Genomic DNA, 15009 nt, shown 5'->3' on the forward strand with positions numbered 1-15009 from the left:
CTTGAGGCGCTGAAGGGATTTTGTTCCCGGATCGGTGTGCCACCAGCCGTGCTGGACGGAGTCCATCATTCTGTGGCATAGTGAGCACACTATATCGCTTTAGTGATGGGATGTCAGCGCCTACGGGCGATGCACCCCTGGACCACTTCGAAGGAGAACGTCCATGAAATTCCGAGCAACTCTGGTCGTCGGGATCGCCGCGGCCACCGCCCTCGCCCTGACCGCATGCACGGGAGGCGGGGGAGGAAGCGCTTCCGGCGGCGGCGCGATCGACACCTCCGGCGAGCTGAGCGGCACGATCAAGTTCCAGACCTGGTCGCTCAAGAACGAGAAGTTCTCGCCGTACTTCGAGAGCCTGATCAAGGACTTCGAGAAGGAGCACCCGAAGGTCAAGGTCGAATGGCTCGATCAGCCGGGCGACGGCTACCAGGACAAGATCCTCAGCCAGGCCAACTCGAACACCCTGCCTGACGTGCTGAACCTGCCTCCGGACATCGGCTACCCGCTGGTCGCCGCGCACAAGCTCCTGGATCTCGCGGAGGCGGATCCGAAGCTCGAGGCGAAGTACAACAAGGGCGGCTGGGAGGCGTACAGCAGCTACACCGGGATCAAGGGCACCTACGGCCTGCCCTGGTACACGGGCAGCGACCTCTCCTGGTGGAACCTCGACCAGTTGAAGGCCTACGGCGTCGCCAAGGACAACCTCCCGACCACCACGGATGCCTGGCTCGACCTCGCGAAGAAGGTCGCCACCGATTCGCAGGGCAAGGTCATGCTGGTCTCTTCAATGCCGGGCCTGGACACCTTCGTCTCGGCCGGGATCCCGGTGATGGATGACAAGGGCGACTTCGTGTTCAACACGCCCGAGGCCGAGAAGATCGTGCAGAAGTACGCCGACGCGTACAAGGCGGGCGCGATGCCGCCGGAGGCGCTGAGCGGCACCTACTCCGGCAACGCGGAGATGTACCTGCAGGGCAAGGTCGCCTACTCGACCGGCGGATCCGGATTCGCGGGCGACCTGCGCACCAAGGCTCCGACGCTCGTCGACGTGACCGCCGCCTCCGCGCGTCCGGGGATTCCGCCGCTGTTCGTGCAGGGGCTGAACGTCTCGGCCGACTCCAAGAACAAGGCGGCGGCGCTCGCGTTCGCCGAGTTCGCGACGAACGAGAAGAACCAGGTCGCGTTCGTGAAGCTCGCGATCGGCTTCGCTCCGGGCACCGCGAGCGGTGCCGACGAGGTCGTCAAGGCCGTCGAGAGCGACTCGAACGTGCCGCCCGCGCAGGCCGAGGCCATGAAGATCATGTTCGCCGCGCTCCCCGAGGCCAAGGCCACTCCCTACCAGTGGACCGGTGCCGACACCACGTTCCTCAACCAGCAGATGGCGCTCGCCGTGCGCGGCGACATCGCGCCCAAGGAGGCGCTGGACAAGATCGTGAAGAACGCGAATGACAACCGCATCGACAAGTGAACGCTCTCTGACCCGCACGGGGGTCGGCGCCTCGGGCGCCGGCCTCCGCCGGCGCAGCGGGCCGGTCCAGTCGCACCGCTGGTACACGCCGTGGCTGCTGATCGGTCCGGCGGTGATCTGGGTGGCGGTGTTCGCGCTCTGGCCGTTCCTGAACACGGTGGTGCTGAGCTTCACGAACGCGAGGCCCCTGCGCGCCCCGGAGTTCGTGGGCTTCGACCAGTACGTGAAGCTGTTCGGCGACGACCAGTTCCGGTATGCGCTGCTCACCTGCGCCATCTATGTCATCGTGTGCGTGCCGCTGCTGACGATCCTGCCGCTGCTGCTGGCTCTGCTGGTGGAGAAGACGATTCCCGGTATCGCGTTCTTCCGCACGACGTTCTACTTCCCGGTGATCGCCTCGGTCGTGGTCGTCGCTCTGATCTGGGGCTGGCTGTTCGACAGCAAGGGCATCATCAACCAGACGCTGCAGTTCATGGGCATCGCCGACAAGCCCGTCGCGTTCCTCGTGGACCGCTGGTGGTTGCTGGCCTGCGCGATCCTGCTGACCGTCTGGAAGGGCGTCGGGTACTACATGGTCGTGTACCTCGCCGCGCTGGGCAATGTCGGCAAGGACCTGCACGAAGCGGCCATGCTCGACGGAGCAGGCGCGTTCCGCCGCTTCCTGAGCGTGACGATCCCGAGCGTGCGCGGGGCGATGCTGCTGATCGCCGTCCTCATCGCCGTCTCGGCGATGAGGATCTTCACCGAACTCGACGTGCTCTCGCATCACACCGGGGGGCCCGGCGGGTACGACATGTCGATCGTGATGATGATCCGTCAGGCGGGATCCGGCCTGAACGGCAATCTCGGATATGCGGCGGCGATCTCCGTCGTGCTCTTCCTGCTCACCCTGATCCCGCTCGTCGCGATCGCCCTGCTCAACCGCGAGAAGAGGGCGAAATCATGAGCGCCACCGCAGCCATCGTCCAGGAGAGGTCGAAGAAGCCGGCCAAGGAGAAGCTGTTCCGCACCGGCGGAGCCGGGGACATCAGCAAGCCGACTGTGGGCGGGCTGGTCTTCCGCTACGTGCTGCTCGTGATCGTGCTGATCCTCGTGATCGGCCCGTTCCTGTGGCAGCTGTCCACGTCGTTCAAAGGGGCCGGCGAGAATCTCTACACGTTCCCGCCGAACCTCATCCCGACGCAGCCGACACTGGAGAACTACACCAAGGTCACCGACTTCATCCCGGTGTACCAGTACGCGTGGCACTCCCTGTTCGTCGCCGTGGTGCAGGTGATCTCCAACGTCGTGTTCGCGGTCTTCGGCGGCTACGCGCTGGCGTGCATGAAGTTCCGCGGAAAAGGGATCGCCCTCGGCATCCTGTTCTCCACGATGCTGCTGCCCGGCGAGGTCACCGTCACATCCAACCTGCTCACCATCAACGGGCTGGGGCTCGCCAACACGCTCTGGGGAGTGATCCTGCCCGGTGCGATCGGGGCGATGAACGTGCTGCTGGTCGCAACCGCATGTCGGATGATCCCCGCAGAGGTGCTGGACGCCGCGACCGTCGACGGTGCGACCACCTGGCAGCGGATCCGGCACATCGTGTGGCCGAACGTGCGGGGCATGGTCAGCGTGGTCGCGATCTTCACGTTCATCGGCGCCTGGGACGACTATCTCTGGCCACTCATGGTGATCACGGATCCGAACAACTACACGCTGACGGTGGGCATGGCCTATCTGAACAGCAACTTCTCTCCGGATCCGAGGCTCATCGCCGCCGGAACGATCATCGCGCTGGTGCCGATCATCGTCCTGTTCTCGGTGACGCAGCGGTTCTTCTTCTCCGGCGTGCAGGAGGGCGCGGTCAAGGGATGACGGATCCTGTGCTGCGGGCGTCGGACGGCCCGGCGGATCCGCCGTCCTCCCGGCCTCGAGCGGGCGTGCTCGGGGGCGAGGTCTTCGCCTACCGGTTCGAGGTGCGGAAGGGGGAGCAGCGGATCTCGCTGACCCACCTCGGCGATCTCACCATCGAGCACGACACGGTGGTGCACTGGGCGTTCTACGCGGACGGCCCGGACGCGGTCGGCGCGCCCTTCGCCGCGCTCGCCGTCACGATCGACGCGGTCTTCGACGACGGATCCCGGCTGACCGAAGAGCCGCGCGTGCGGGACCGGTACGGTTTCGCGCTCGGCGCCGCGGCGCAGTTCGCGGCGGCGTGGTCGATGCCCGAGCAATGGAACGCCGACTCCGCCTCGCTCGCGCCGTGGGCGGGGCGGACCGCCGCCCTCGAGGTCGTGCTCGGGGCGCCGTCGCTGCGCGGGGCGCAGGGCGTGGCCTCTGGCTTCGTGGAGGTCGTCGTGGCCGGCGCCTCCGCAGGCGCGTCGATCACGGGCGGGATCGAGCCGGATGGCGGTTCGCGCGCTGCGGCGCGGGGCGTCGATCCGGGCCCCGTCGCGCCGACCGTGCTGCCCACACCGGCGGATCGTGTCGACACGCGGCGCGGAAGCCACTCCGGATCCCGTTTCTCGCGCGGCAACACGATCCCCATCGTGGCCGTCCCGCACGGGTTCTGCTTCCTCACCCCGGCCACGGACGCCTCGGACTCCCGCTGGCCGTACCGCTGGTCGGTGCACGACGACGAGAGCGGCCGGGCTCTGGAGGCCCTGCAGTTCTCGCATCAGCCGAGTCCGTGGATCGGGGATCGCGGGGTGCTGCAGGTGATGCCGTTCCGTGGCGCCCCGGCATCGGACCGCGCGACGCGGCGGATGCGCATCGTCCCGGGCGGTGAGAGCGCACGTCCGTTCGCGTACACCGCACGGCTGCAGGGTGGTCTGAGCGTGGAGATGACGGCGACCTCGCACGGTGGCGCGTTCCGGGTGACCGCCGACGACGAGGCCGCCGCGGTCGGTTTCGTGATCGACCAGCTCGCCGACGACGGCCTGCTGCGGATCGGATCCGACGGCGGGTTCGACGGCTGGATCCCGGAGGGGCCCGCCCAGGGCGGCGACCAGCGGTGGGGGAACGGGCCGCGCACGTTCTTCGCTGGACGGGTGCAGGGCCCGGTGTCGGCGACCGGTGCGCTCGCGGATGCCGGGCGGGTGCGGGTCGCCGGGCACGTCACGGGCCGGGGACGGCTCGAGGTGCGCATCGCGCAGTCCTTCCTCTCCATCGCGCAGGCCCGGCAGAACCTGGACCGCGAACTCCCGACCGATCTCGCCTTCGACGAGATCCGCGACGCGCTGCGCGACGAGTGGAACGGGCTGCTGGGCGCCGTACGGATCCCGCCGATCCCCGACGAGGATCGCCCGTTCCGGGGGCTTGCCGACGACGAGACGCGGGCGCGGCTCGCGAGTGCCCTGTACCGCCTGCACCTGTACCCGAACACGATGGCTGAGGATGTGGGGACGGCCGGCGGGGCGGATCCGATGACCGAGCGTCGGTTCGCGGATCCGATGACTCCTGCGGCCCCGCATACGCAGGATCGCACCGGTGCCCCCGTCGCCGACGGCGAGCTGTTCGTGAACAACGGCTACTGGGACACCTACCGCACCTCGTGGTCCGCGTTCGCGCTGTTCGAGCCCGCGCTCGCCGAGCGCATGCTCGACGGCCTGCTCCTGCAGGCGCGCCAGGGCGGGTGGATGGCGCGCTGGAGCGCACCCGGATACGTCGACTCCATGGTCGGCACCTCGAGCGATCAGATCTTCGCCGACGCCGAGCGCTGGGGGCTCCGCTTCGGCGACGCCGAGGCGTTCGAGACCGCGTGGCGGAACGCGTGCGAGCCGAGCGCGGATCCGCGCGCGGGGCGGAAGGGCATCGCGCGGGGACGGTTCGCGGGCTTCGTCTCGCGCGAGACGCACGAGGGGATGAGCTGGAGCCTGGAGAACGCGATCTCCGACGGGGGGATCGCACGGCTGGCGGAGAGGCTCGGCGCGCGTGCGGCCCTCCGGGGCGATGTTGCGGCGGAGGCCCGGTTCCGGGCGTTCGCCCGATACTTCCGAAACCGGTCGCTGTCCTACCGTGTGCTCTTCGACGCCGAGTCCGGCTTCTTCCGCGGGCGGGGCTGCGACGGATCCTTCGGGACCGGCGCGTTCGATCCCCGCGTCTGGGGCGGCGACTATGTCGAGACCAACGCCTGGGGGATGTCCGTCAGCCCCGTGCACGACGGCGCGGGTCTCGCGGCGCTGTACGGCGGGCCCGCCGGCCTCGGTGCGCACCTGGACCGCTTGCTCCTCGAGCCGGAGACCGCCGACGACGCCTTCGGCGGCGCCTACGGAACGGTGATCCACGAGCAGCGGGAGGCCCGCGCGCTGCGCAGCGGCATGTGCGCGATCTCCAACCAGCCGGCCCACCACATCCCGTGGATGCACGTGCACGGCGATCGCCCGTGGCAGGCCGGCGCGATCGAGCACGGCCTCGCGGAGCGCCTGTTCGCCGGAGCCATGATCGGGCAGGGCTTCCCCGGCGACGAGGACAACGGCGAGATGAGCATGTGGTGGCTGTGGGCGGCGCTCGGCCTCTATCCGCTCGAACTGGCCTCGGGCGAGCTGCGGATCGGATCGCCCCTGTACGACGACGTGACCGTGCATCGGGCGGGCGGATCCGTGTTGCGGATCCGGTCGACGCGTACCGAGCCCGGTGCCCGGTTCCTCGTGCGTGCCCGCCTGAACGGCGCCGAGCTCGAGCGGCCGGTGCTGTCCGTAGACGCGCTGGAGCACGACGTCGAGCTGGAGCTGGAGTTCACTGCAGACGTCGCAGCGGCTTCACGAGGCCGGATCTGGGCCGGAGGGCGACCGGATCCCGGATCGTGGCGGCCTGAGCTGACCGGCGCGGGCGGCGATGCCCGCGACGGCGATGCCCGATACGGCGATGTGCTGCACGGCAGCCGTGCCGGGACGGCCCGCCTCTTCGACGACGGGGCGTCCGGCGACCCTGTCGCGCTCGCCGCGGGGGAATGGGCCGGATGGCGGTTCCCCACGCCGCGCGCCGTCACCGACGTGACCGTCACGGCCGCGGAGCACACACCCGTCGGCGCGTGGATCTGGGAGGCGAGCGACGACGGATCCGTGTGGCATCCGGTGCCGACGACGCACCGCGAGGCGCTGTTGCCGAACCGCACGACGCCCTTCGCGTTCTCGTCACCGGCGATCGCGCGGATGCTGCGGGTGCGGGCTCTCGCTCCGCTCGTGCTCGGGCAGCTGGAGCTGTTCGACCTCGCCGGATCCGATGACTTCACAGGCCTCGGCGGCGCTCCGTCGCCGAGCGGGGATGCCGGCAGGCGTCCCCGGGGATCGCACGACACGGAGGAAAGATGACGAAGCACACGCACCATCTGAAACGCCGCACCGGCGCGGCGCTCGCCGCGCTCGGGCTGGCGCTGGCCGGATCGCTCGCTGCCGGCGGCGCGGCGCACGCCGCGACCGATCAGCCGGATCCGAAACGGGTCGTCTACGTCGAGGTGAACGGCAACGACCTGTCGAACGTCGCCGACTACACCCTCGCCGGCACCGACCGTCCCGCGTTCGACGCCGCGATGATCTTCGCCGCGAACATCGACTACGACACGGAGAAGAAGCAGGCCTATCTGTCTCTGAACGATCGGGTCACCTGGACGCTCGAGAACGCGGCGACGCAGATCCGCCCGCTGCAGCAGCGCGGCACCAAGGTGCTGCTCTCCGTGCTCGGCAACCACCAGGGCGCGGGGCTGGCGAACTTCGCATCACGCAAGGACGCGGGGGCGTTCGCGCAGCAGCTCGCCGACACCGTGCAGAAGTACGGGCTCGACGGCATCGACCTCGACGACGAGTGGTCGGAGTACGGCAAGAACGGCACGGGCCAGCCCAATGCCAGCTCGTTCCCGTACCTCGTCAAGGAGCTGCGCACCAAGCTCGGCCCGCACAAGCTCATCACGTTCTACAACATCGGCCCCGCGGCGGAGTCGACCGAGTACCGGGGGATCAGCGTGGGCGCGCTCGTCGACTACGCGCTCAACCCCTGGTACGGCTCGTGGGATGTGCCGCAGCTGGCCCGCGCCGACGCGTCGAAGCTCGCCCCCGGTGCGGTTGATCTGAACCGCACGCCGATCGGCACCGCGGCGCAGTTCGCCGCGCAGACCAAGGCCGAGGGGTACGGCGGGATCGTGACGTACGACCTCCGCGCCGGTGACCACTCGGAGTACGTCTCCGCGATCACCGAGCCGCTCACCGGCCTCGCGACCGAGTACGCACCGACGCCGTGACGGAGCGCGAGAGGGCGGGCCGGATCCGCTGGCTCGCCCTCCCGCAGCCCACGGCGTTCGAGTCGGCGGGCGGGATGTGGGAGCCGGATCGGGTGCGGGTGATCGCGGCGAGCCGGGGGCTGCGCCGCGAGGCAGAGCGGCTCGAGCCGGAGCTGCGTGCGTGCGGGATCGCGGCGGCCGGCGGCGCCCCGGATCCGGTGATCCGGCTGCGGTTGAGCGCGCTCGCGGACCGGGTCGACGGCGACGAGTCATTCACGATCGAGGTCGCCGACGACGTCGTGGTGACCGCGGCGTCCGCTGCGGGGGCGTTCCGCGCCACCCGGCAGCTGCTGCACAACCTGCGTGCGCAGGGGGCTGTGCCGCGGGGGCGGGTGCGCTCCGTGCCGGCCGTGGCTGAGCGCGGGCTGCACCTGGATGCGGGGCGCAAGCACTATCCGGCCGCGTGGATCATCGAACAACTGCGCGCGGCGGCTGACATCGGCGTCAACGTCTTCCAATGGCACTTCTCCGAGAACGAGGGTTTCCGGCTGGAGTCGAAGGCCTTCCCGGAGATCGTCTCGGCCGTGCGCATCTCCCGTGCCGAGGCCGCGGAGATCGTCGAGGCCGCCCGCGATCTGCACATCGGCCTGATCCCGTCGCTCGACATGCCGGGTCATCTGCGGCACGCGCTCTCCGCGCACCCCGAGCTGCGGCTTCCGAAGGCGGCAGGGCTCGACACCGGTCACGCCCTCGACATCACGCGTGAGGATCCGGTCCGCTTCGCGCTCGCACTGATCGACGACATGACCCCGGTGTTCCCGCACAGCACGCGCTGGAACCTCGGCGGCGACGAGTTCGTCGACTTCGATCGCATCGCGGAGTACCCCGCGCTCGCCGCGGCGGCCGTCGAACGCTACGGCGCGGACGGCACCGGATTCGACCTGCTCACGGCGTTCGTCAACCGCGTCGCCGCGCATCTGCGGGAGCGCGGCTTCGAGGCGCGCGCGTGGAACGACGGCCTGCTGCGCAGCACCGCGGAACGGCTGGATCCCGAGGTCGTGCTGACCTGGTGGACGAACTGGAACGCGCACATGCGTCCGGTCGCCGATGCGGTCACCGCCGGGCATCGGCTGGTCAACGTCAACGATGCGCTGTTCTACTACGTGCTCGGCGAGAACGCCGGCTATCGCTACCCGACGGCCGAGCGGATCTGGGAGGCCGACTGGCATCCCGGATTGTTCTCGGCCCTGTGGGGACCCGAGGGGCAGAGCACCGTGCGGCAGGAGCTGACGCGTCCGTACCCCGCGCTACTGCTCGGCGCCATGTTCGCCGTGTGGTCGGACCTGCCCGATGCGCAGACCCCGGCCGACGTCGCCGACGGGATCCGCGGCCCGCTGCGGGCGATGGCGGAGCGGGCGTGGAACGCCGGATCCGCCCTGTCGATGGAAGAGTTCGCAGCCCTCGACGCCGCGATCGGGGAGCCCCCGGTCGTTGAGCGAGCATCGGCGCAGCCGAAGCGCGACGAAACGTGGTGATCTCGCGAGGTGGCGGCGTTTCGTCTCGGTCTCGCTCCGCTCGTCCTCGCTCAACGACCTGGAGGGGCCGGATCCGGGTCAGCCCTTGGCGGCGGCCTTCATCGCGCGCTTGTGCTCGCGGACCTTGGTCAGCGACTCGGGCGAGACGATGTCGGCGACCGAGCGGAAGGATCCGTCCTCACCATACGGCGCGGAGGTCTCGCGCCAGCCGGCGCCGGTGTAGCCGTACTGCTTGCCGAGCAGGGCGAGGAAGATCTTCGCCTTCTGCTCGCCGAACCCGGGCAGGGTCTTCAGACGGCGCAGGACCTCGGCTCCGTCGGGAGCGTTGCCCGCCGCGTCGGGCGCCGTCCAGAGGTTCGCGGCTTCCCCGCCCCAGTCATCGACGAGCACCTGGCACAGGGTCTGCACGCGCGAGGCCATGGATCCCGGGAAGCGGTGCACCGATGGCGTCTGCTTGAACGCGGCGAGGAACTCGTCCGGGTCATAGCCGGCGATCGTCGCGGCGTCGGTCGCGCCGGTGCGCTGCTCGATCTTGAGCGGGCCGGCGAACGCGGTCTCCATGGCGACCTGCTGATCCAGCAGCATGCCCACGAGCAGCGCGAGCGGGTTGTCCGACAGCAGAGCGTCGGCGGCGATGTCTCCGGTGATGTGAAGGGCCATGGATCCAGTCTCGCATCGCCCGCAGGACGGGTACAGCCTTGTGAGCGCGGCACCACACCTGTGTTCGCCGCCACGTGGCCACGCCTCGCTACCTGGTGTTGAGCTCGAGGATCTTCCGCTTCTCGTCGGAGGTGAGGTCCGATGCCGCGAGCACTTCTTGCAGGATCCGGGACTTTCCCGCAAGGTAACGGCCGATGTCGATGTCTGGTTCGCGCGCAAGGTCGAGCTTCACTTCTGCGTACCGGTCGCGAAGTGATGGATTCTGACGCAAGACGTCACGCACCGCGAGATGGTTGCGAACGTGCAGGGTGTTCTCGATGCAGAGATAGACGTGACGTGGCGGATTCTCGTCAGGTGCACTGAACGCTTCGCGGTCAGTGACACCGAAATCGCCGCGATGCGTGTATCCGGCCGCGGTCAGCGCCGCGATCGCGTCACGGGTTGCGGATCGACGGACGATGATGTCCACATCGAGGATGGGCTTCGCAGCAAGACCAGGTACGGCCGTCGAACCGACGTGCTCGATAGCGACGAAATCCACGTTGCGCAGCGCAGCTCGAAGACAGTGGTCGAGTTCCTCGAACTGGGCCGCCCATCCGGGCGAATACGGCACGACTTCGATGCTCATCAGGCAATCTTGACAGACCTGTGCGCCCTCGTCTTTGTGGCCGAACTCCGACCGGTCTGATGTCGCGTCAGCCGATGATGGTGCTCGTGCGTCTCCGCTCTTCCCTCGGATCAGGCACTGTCATATCATTATGATATGAGTGAAGAGCTGCGCGAAATGCGCGAGCGAGCTGGGCTCAGCCAATCGCAGCTCGCGTTGCGCAGCGGTGTTGCGCAACCGAACATCGCCGCGTATGAGTCTGGGCGGCGGATTCCGTCGTCGGCGATGGTCGATAGGCTGCGGTCAGCTATACGCCCTTTGCCGCACGAGGCGCTCGAACGGCATCGTGACGAGCTCAAGGATCTCGCTGCGGAGCACGGACTGAGCAACGTGCGCGTGTTCGGCTCCGTCGGGCAGGGAACGGACACCGCGCAGAGCGATCTCGACATCCTTGTCACCCGCTCGCCGAACGTCGGATTGCTGACGATCGCCGAGTTCACCCTGGCTGCCGAACAGCTACTCGGTGTTCCGGTCGACGTGGTGACAGACGGAGGGCTCCCCGCTGGTCATCCAATCTTGCGCTCAGCAGTGGCCGCGTGAGCGAGAGAGATGAACGGGCGCTGCGTGAGATCGTCCGGCTGTGTGACGACGGCATACGACTCGCCGATCGAGGCCACCAGTGGTATGTCTCGGACGATCTGAATACACCGGGACTCGCAGCTGAATCAATCATCATCAAGATCGGTGAGAACGTCGCGAGGCTGAGCGACGAAATGATCGTCGCTAACCCGCAGGTGCCCTGGTCGAGCATCAAGCGCATGCGCGATCGGCTTGCGCACCACTATGAGGCGACTGACTACGACGCGGTGTGGGCCACGATCAGCGTCGAACTGCCCCGCGTGCGTGTGGCGATCACCTCGCTCCTCGCCGAGGCGACCGGGGATTGATCACGCATCCGCCCATGGTTGGAGCACTCGCTGGTCCAGCAGCACGCCCACGAGCAGCGCAAGGGGGTTGTCGCTGAGCAGGGTGTCGGCGGTGTCTCCGGTGATGTGCAGGGCCATGGATCCCGTGTCCCGCCGTCGGCCGGATGGAAATCGCCGCTCCCAGGCCGTTCAGAGCCGCGCTTTCCATCTCCACGGCCGTCAAAGGAGGTCTTGACATATTCGTCTGAACGAATGCATTATGGACTCATGACCGAGATCATCGAACGACACGTTCCCGCTTCGCCCGAGCGGATCTGGGAGCTGTGGACCACGCCGGAGGGCATCTCGCAGTGGTGGGCTCCCGAGGGGTTCCGCACCGACGTGACCGCGCTCGACCTGCACCCTGACGGGGTGCTCGAATACACCATGACCGCCGTCGCCCCGGAGCAGGTGGCATTCATGCAGCAGAACGGCATGCCGCTGGCGACGGACTCGCACAAGCGCTTCACCGCGATCGAGGAGCCGGCCCGGCTCTCGTACGTCTCGGTCATCGACTTCGTGCCTGGCCATGACGCCTACGAGCAGCTGACGGAGATCGAGCTGCATCCGGTCGAAGGCGGCGGGACCCGCGTCGTGATGCGGGTCGAGCCGCTGCATGACGAGGTGTGGACGCAGCGGCTGCTTGCGGGGCGGGCGAACGAGCTGGACAATCTTGCTGCGCTCGTCGCCGCGGAATGAGCTCGGAAGACCGGCTGTCGTCCGACGCCATCGACGCCATCGACGCCATCGACGCCATCGACGCGCAGCGGGCCTTCGCCGCGATGGGCGAGCCGGCCCGGTTCCGGATCCTCGAAGTGCTCGCCGAGAGCGCATCGACGGTCGGCGGCGTCGCCGAGGCCACGCATGCGCTGCAGCCGCAGACCACGAAGCACCTCCAGGCGCTGGAGGCGGCGGGGCTGATCACGATGCACCGGCTGGGTCGTCGCCGCGTGGCGCGACTGGACCGGGCAGCTTTCGCCGCGCTGTCCGCGCGCCTCGCGGACTGGGGGCAGGCGGATCCGGACGATGACGTGCTGGAGTCCTACGAGCGCGCGATCGCCCGCGAGGAGGCCGCCCCCGGACGTGCCCGCACCCTGTCGCTGCGCACCGAGATCGCTGCCTCCGTCGACGTGGTGTGGCGTGCCTGGACGGATCCGGAGATCGCCGCCCGGTGGTGGGCGCCGCCGCACTTCACCGTCACGGAGTTCGCGATCTCGCCCGTGGTGGGCGCCGACGTCGGCCTCGCCCTCGGAGAGCCAGGCGGGGCGGAGTACCGCTCGGCGGGTCGTGTCCTCGAGGTCGATCCAGGGCGGCGTCTCGTGTTCGCGCTCGCTCCCGTCGACGCGGCGGGAGCGGCGCTGTTCGACGCCGTGTACACGGTGGAGCTGCGCGTCGAAGGCGGCGCGACCGTCGTCGATCTGCGCATCGAGACCGGCGGTGTTCGACCGGGGTCGGCCGACGCGATCGCCGGCCTCGAGCCCGGATGGACGCAGCTGCTGGCCGGGCTCAGGGCTCTCCTCGCCGGCGGAACCGCGGACTGACGCGCGGGGCGAACGCCCTCTCGTGGTCCGCCGGCGCCGGCTCAGTTGATGATCTCGCCGCGCTCGTCGGCGAGGAGAGCGGCGAGGCGGTCGCGCCAGTCCCGCAGCGCCTCCGGGGTCAGCCGCGTCCAGTCGTCGACCTCGGCGACCACACGGAGCGGATCCGTGCTGCGGTAGGAGCGCGTCGGGTTTCCCGGGAACTTCTTGTCGGTGACGTTCGGGTCGTCCTCGAATTCTCCGGTCGGCTCGACCTGGTACACCCGGGGTGCGCCGTCGCCGGCGGCGAGCTCTGCGGCGAGGCCTGCCCCGTCGCGCAGCGCGGTGAAGTAGATGTGGTTCATCACGATCTCGGGCCGGTAGTTCGATCGGAACCCCGCCGTGAGGAGCTCGCCGGGCTGCAGATCCGCCTTGGTGCCGTGGAAGAACGGTCCTTCGTCTGTCACGTCGCTCACCGTCTCAGGCTAACCACGTCCGCCGTTCCTGCGGCTCGGAGAAGGAAAACGCCGCTCGGAGGAGGCGGGGAACAGCGGAATCCGTCTTTGACGTCGGCACGCGTTGCGTCGGAGAAGGAAAACGCCGCTCGGAGAAGGCCGGGAGCGACGGAATCCTTCTTTGACACGACCGGGGGTGCTCCCAGCGGTCGGGTTCACCCGGCCGGTCGGTTCAGGCCGTGGCGGCGTCGTCCGGCGCGTCACGTTCGGCGACCGCCTCGGCGTTCAGTCCGTACAGCGCCTCGACGGCGGCGATGAACTCGGATCCGCGACCCTGCGCGGCGAGCTCATGCGCGCGGCTGGTGGGGGTGTGCAGCAGCACTCCGGCGAGATGGCGCATGGCCTGCTCGACGTGCCCGCCGTCGTCGCCGCGGCGCCGGGCGCGCTGGATCTCCGCCTCGAGCAGCTCGAAGATGTGTCCGCGCAGGGCGACGACGGCCGGGGTGACGCTCTCGCGCGCCCCGACCTCGTGGAACGTCGCGGCGGCCGCGCGCACGATCGACCGTGCCGCGTCGGTGGCCTGCAGCTCCTCGAGCGGCGCGTGCAGGCGGATGGTCTCGAGATCGAGCAGGGCGATGCCCTCGACCTCGGCGACGTCGGCGGCAACATTGCGCGGCATGCCCAGGTCGACGATCAACTGCGTCGGTGCGGCACCGGTCGAGGGCCCGTGTCCCGGGATCGGGCAGTCGAATGCGGCGTCGTCGGGCGAAGGCAGCGCCGTCAGGGCCGGGCCGCGCCCCGTGCGCAGGATCGCGGCGTCGAGCACGGGAAGCTCGGCGCTGGTGCAGGTGATCACGATGGTGGCGTGCGCGGCGGCGCGGGCGTACTCGGCCTTGGGCAGGGCGCGGATGCCGTGCTTCGCGGCGAACGCGGCCCCGCGGCCGGAGGGCGAATGCACGCTGATGTCCTGAGCGCCGCGTTCGCGCAGCGTCGCCAGGGTCACGGCGGCGTATGCGCCGGTGCCGACGAGCAGCACTCGGGCGGCGCTCCAGTCGGCGATGCGGCTGTCGGCCAGCTCGAGGGCGAGACGCACGAGCGAGCGGCCGGCGCGCCCCAGGGCGGTGTCGTTCTTGACCTTGCGCTGCGCTTCGCTGGCGCGTTGGAACAGTCGCTCCAGCTCGGGGGAGGTGGTGCCGTGCTTGCGTGCCGAGGTCAGCGCACGGCGCACCTGGCCGGCGATCTCGCCCTCGCCCGAGACCACGGACTCGAGTCCGGAGGCGACGGAGAAGAGGTGCTCCACGACGCGGGCGCCGGAGTGCACCGACGAGGACGCGGTGAGGGTGTCGGCGGGGATCCCGCTGCGCTCTGCGACGGTGCTCAGGATCCGCGCGACGTCGGTCTCGTCCGCCGCGCCGTCGACGTCGACATAGGCCTCGAAACGGTTGCAGGTCGCGAGCACGACGGCGCCCTTGGATCCTTCGGAGAGGGATCCGGCCAGGTCATCCGGGGTGCGACTGAGTCGTTCGAGGAGGTCGAAGGGGGCCGTCTTGTGATTGGCCGTGACGCAGAGCAGCACGCTGAGAGTTTACGCTCCATGCCCTTTGCG

Annotated in this window: 14 protein-coding genes and 1 pseudogene; 10 read left to right on the forward strand and 5 right to left on the reverse strand. The window is 69.2% G+C overall.

What is annotated here, in order from left to right:
• Positions 1-163: 163 nt before the first annotated feature.
• From AB4078_RS16440 to AB4078_RS16465, 6 genes are read left to right on the forward strand one after another with little or no spacing between them, the layout of a single operon-like run.
• Complete coding sequence (locus tag AB4078_RS16440; RefSeq protein ID WP_441978032.1) at positions 164-1468, forward strand: extracellular solute-binding protein; 1305 nt, start codon at positions 164-166, stop codon at positions 1466-1468.
• Positions 1446-2414 carry a carbohydrate ABC transporter permease gene (locus AB4078_RS16445; protein ID WP_441978033.1) on the forward strand — a complete coding sequence of 323 codons (969 nt, stop codon included), beginning with the start codon at positions 1446-1448 and terminating at the stop codon, positions 2412-2414. The genes AB4078_RS16440 and AB4078_RS16445 overlap by 23 nt, the downstream gene beginning before the upstream one ends.
• Entirely contained in the window at positions 2411-3325 is a 915-nt protein-coding gene (locus tag AB4078_RS16450) for a carbohydrate ABC transporter permease (protein ID WP_441978034.1), read from the forward strand. The genes AB4078_RS16445 and AB4078_RS16450 overlap by 4 nt, the downstream gene beginning before the upstream one ends.
• The gene (locus AB4078_RS16455; RefSeq protein WP_441978035.1) at positions 3322-6762 is read left to right on the forward strand and encodes a glycoside hydrolase domain-containing protein; all 3441 of its coding nucleotides are present in this window, start codon (positions 3322-3324) and stop codon (positions 6760-6762) included. Before AB4078_RS16450 ends, AB4078_RS16455 begins: the two co-directional genes overlap by 4 nt.
• Entirely contained in the window at positions 6759-7685 is a 927-nt protein-coding gene (locus AB4078_RS16460; RefSeq protein WP_441978036.1) for an endo-beta-N-acetylglucosaminidase H, read from the forward strand. The genes AB4078_RS16455 and AB4078_RS16460 overlap by 4 nt, the downstream gene beginning before the upstream one ends.
• Positions 7682-9199, forward strand: a complete 1518-nt coding sequence (locus AB4078_RS16465) for a family 20 glycosylhydrolase (protein ID WP_441978037.1) — start codon at positions 7682-7684, stop codon at positions 9197-9199. The genes AB4078_RS16460 and AB4078_RS16465 overlap by 4 nt, the downstream gene beginning before the upstream one ends.
• Before the next feature lie 78 nt (positions 9200-9277).
• Here AB4078_RS16465 and AB4078_RS16470 read toward each other — a convergent pair whose 3' ends face one another.
• Positions 9278-9859 (reverse strand): HhH-GPD-type base excision DNA repair protein, encoded by a 582-nt coding sequence (locus tag AB4078_RS16470; RefSeq protein ID WP_441978038.1) that lies wholly within the window; start codon positions 9857-9859, stop codon positions 9278-9280.
• Positions 9860-9947: 88 nt separating this feature from the next.
• Positions 9948-10487 carry a GrpB family protein gene (locus AB4078_RS16475; RefSeq protein WP_441978039.1) on the reverse strand — a complete coding sequence of 180 codons (540 nt, stop codon included), beginning with the start codon at positions 10485-10487 and terminating at the stop codon, positions 9948-9950.
• 135 nt (positions 10488-10622) lie between these two features.
• Between AB4078_RS16475 and AB4078_RS16480 the strand changes: the two genes are divergently transcribed.
• Together AB4078_RS16480 and AB4078_RS16485 are read left to right on the forward strand one after the other, a co-directional pair.
• Positions 10623-11066 (forward strand): helix-turn-helix domain-containing protein, encoded by a 444-nt coding sequence (locus AB4078_RS16480; protein ID WP_441978040.1) that lies wholly within the window; start codon positions 10623-10625, stop codon positions 11064-11066.
• Positions 11063-11413, forward strand: coding sequence for a HepT-like ribonuclease domain-containing protein (locus AB4078_RS16485; protein WP_441978041.1), 351 nt, complete (start codon positions 11063-11065; stop codon positions 11411-11413). Before AB4078_RS16480 ends, AB4078_RS16485 begins: the two co-directional genes overlap by 4 nt.
• 24 nt (positions 11414-11437) lie before the next feature.
• Here the strand turns inward: AB4078_RS16485 and AB4078_RS16490 are convergent.
• Positions 11438-11530: pseudogene (locus AB4078_RS16490) on the reverse strand (HhH-GPD-type base excision DNA repair protein); the annotation flags it as partial.
• Positions 11531-11659: 129 nt separating this feature from the next.
• Between AB4078_RS16490 and AB4078_RS16495 the strand changes: the two are divergent.
• On the forward strand, positions 11660-12130 hold the full coding sequence (locus AB4078_RS16495) for an SRPBCC family protein (protein WP_441978042.1): 471 nt from the start codon (positions 11660-11662) through the stop codon (positions 12128-12130).
• Positions 12127-12972: an SRPBCC domain-containing protein gene (locus AB4078_RS16500; protein ID WP_441978043.1), complete on the forward strand. Its 846-nt coding sequence runs from the start codon at positions 12127-12129 to the stop codon at positions 12970-12972. The genes AB4078_RS16495 and AB4078_RS16500 overlap by 4 nt, the downstream gene beginning before the upstream one ends.
• Positions 12973-13013: 41 nt before the next feature.
• Here the strand turns inward: AB4078_RS16500 and arr are convergent, their stop codons facing one another.
• Positions 13014-13424 (reverse strand): NAD(+)--rifampin ADP-ribosyltransferase, encoded by a 411-nt coding sequence (gene arr, locus AB4078_RS16505; protein WP_441978044.1) that lies wholly within the window; start codon positions 13422-13424, stop codon positions 13014-13016.
• A gap of 211 nt (positions 13425-13635) precedes the next feature.
• Positions 13636-14979, reverse strand: a complete 1344-nt coding sequence (locus AB4078_RS16510) for a glutamyl-tRNA reductase (protein WP_441978045.1) — start codon at positions 14977-14979, stop codon at positions 13636-13638.
• Positions 14980-15009 lie beyond the last annotated feature (30 nt).

Source organism: Microbacterium sp. 2MCAF23 (assembly GCF_052115565.1).
GTDB lineage: Bacteria > Actinomycetota > Actinomycetes > Actinomycetales > Microbacteriaceae > Microbacterium.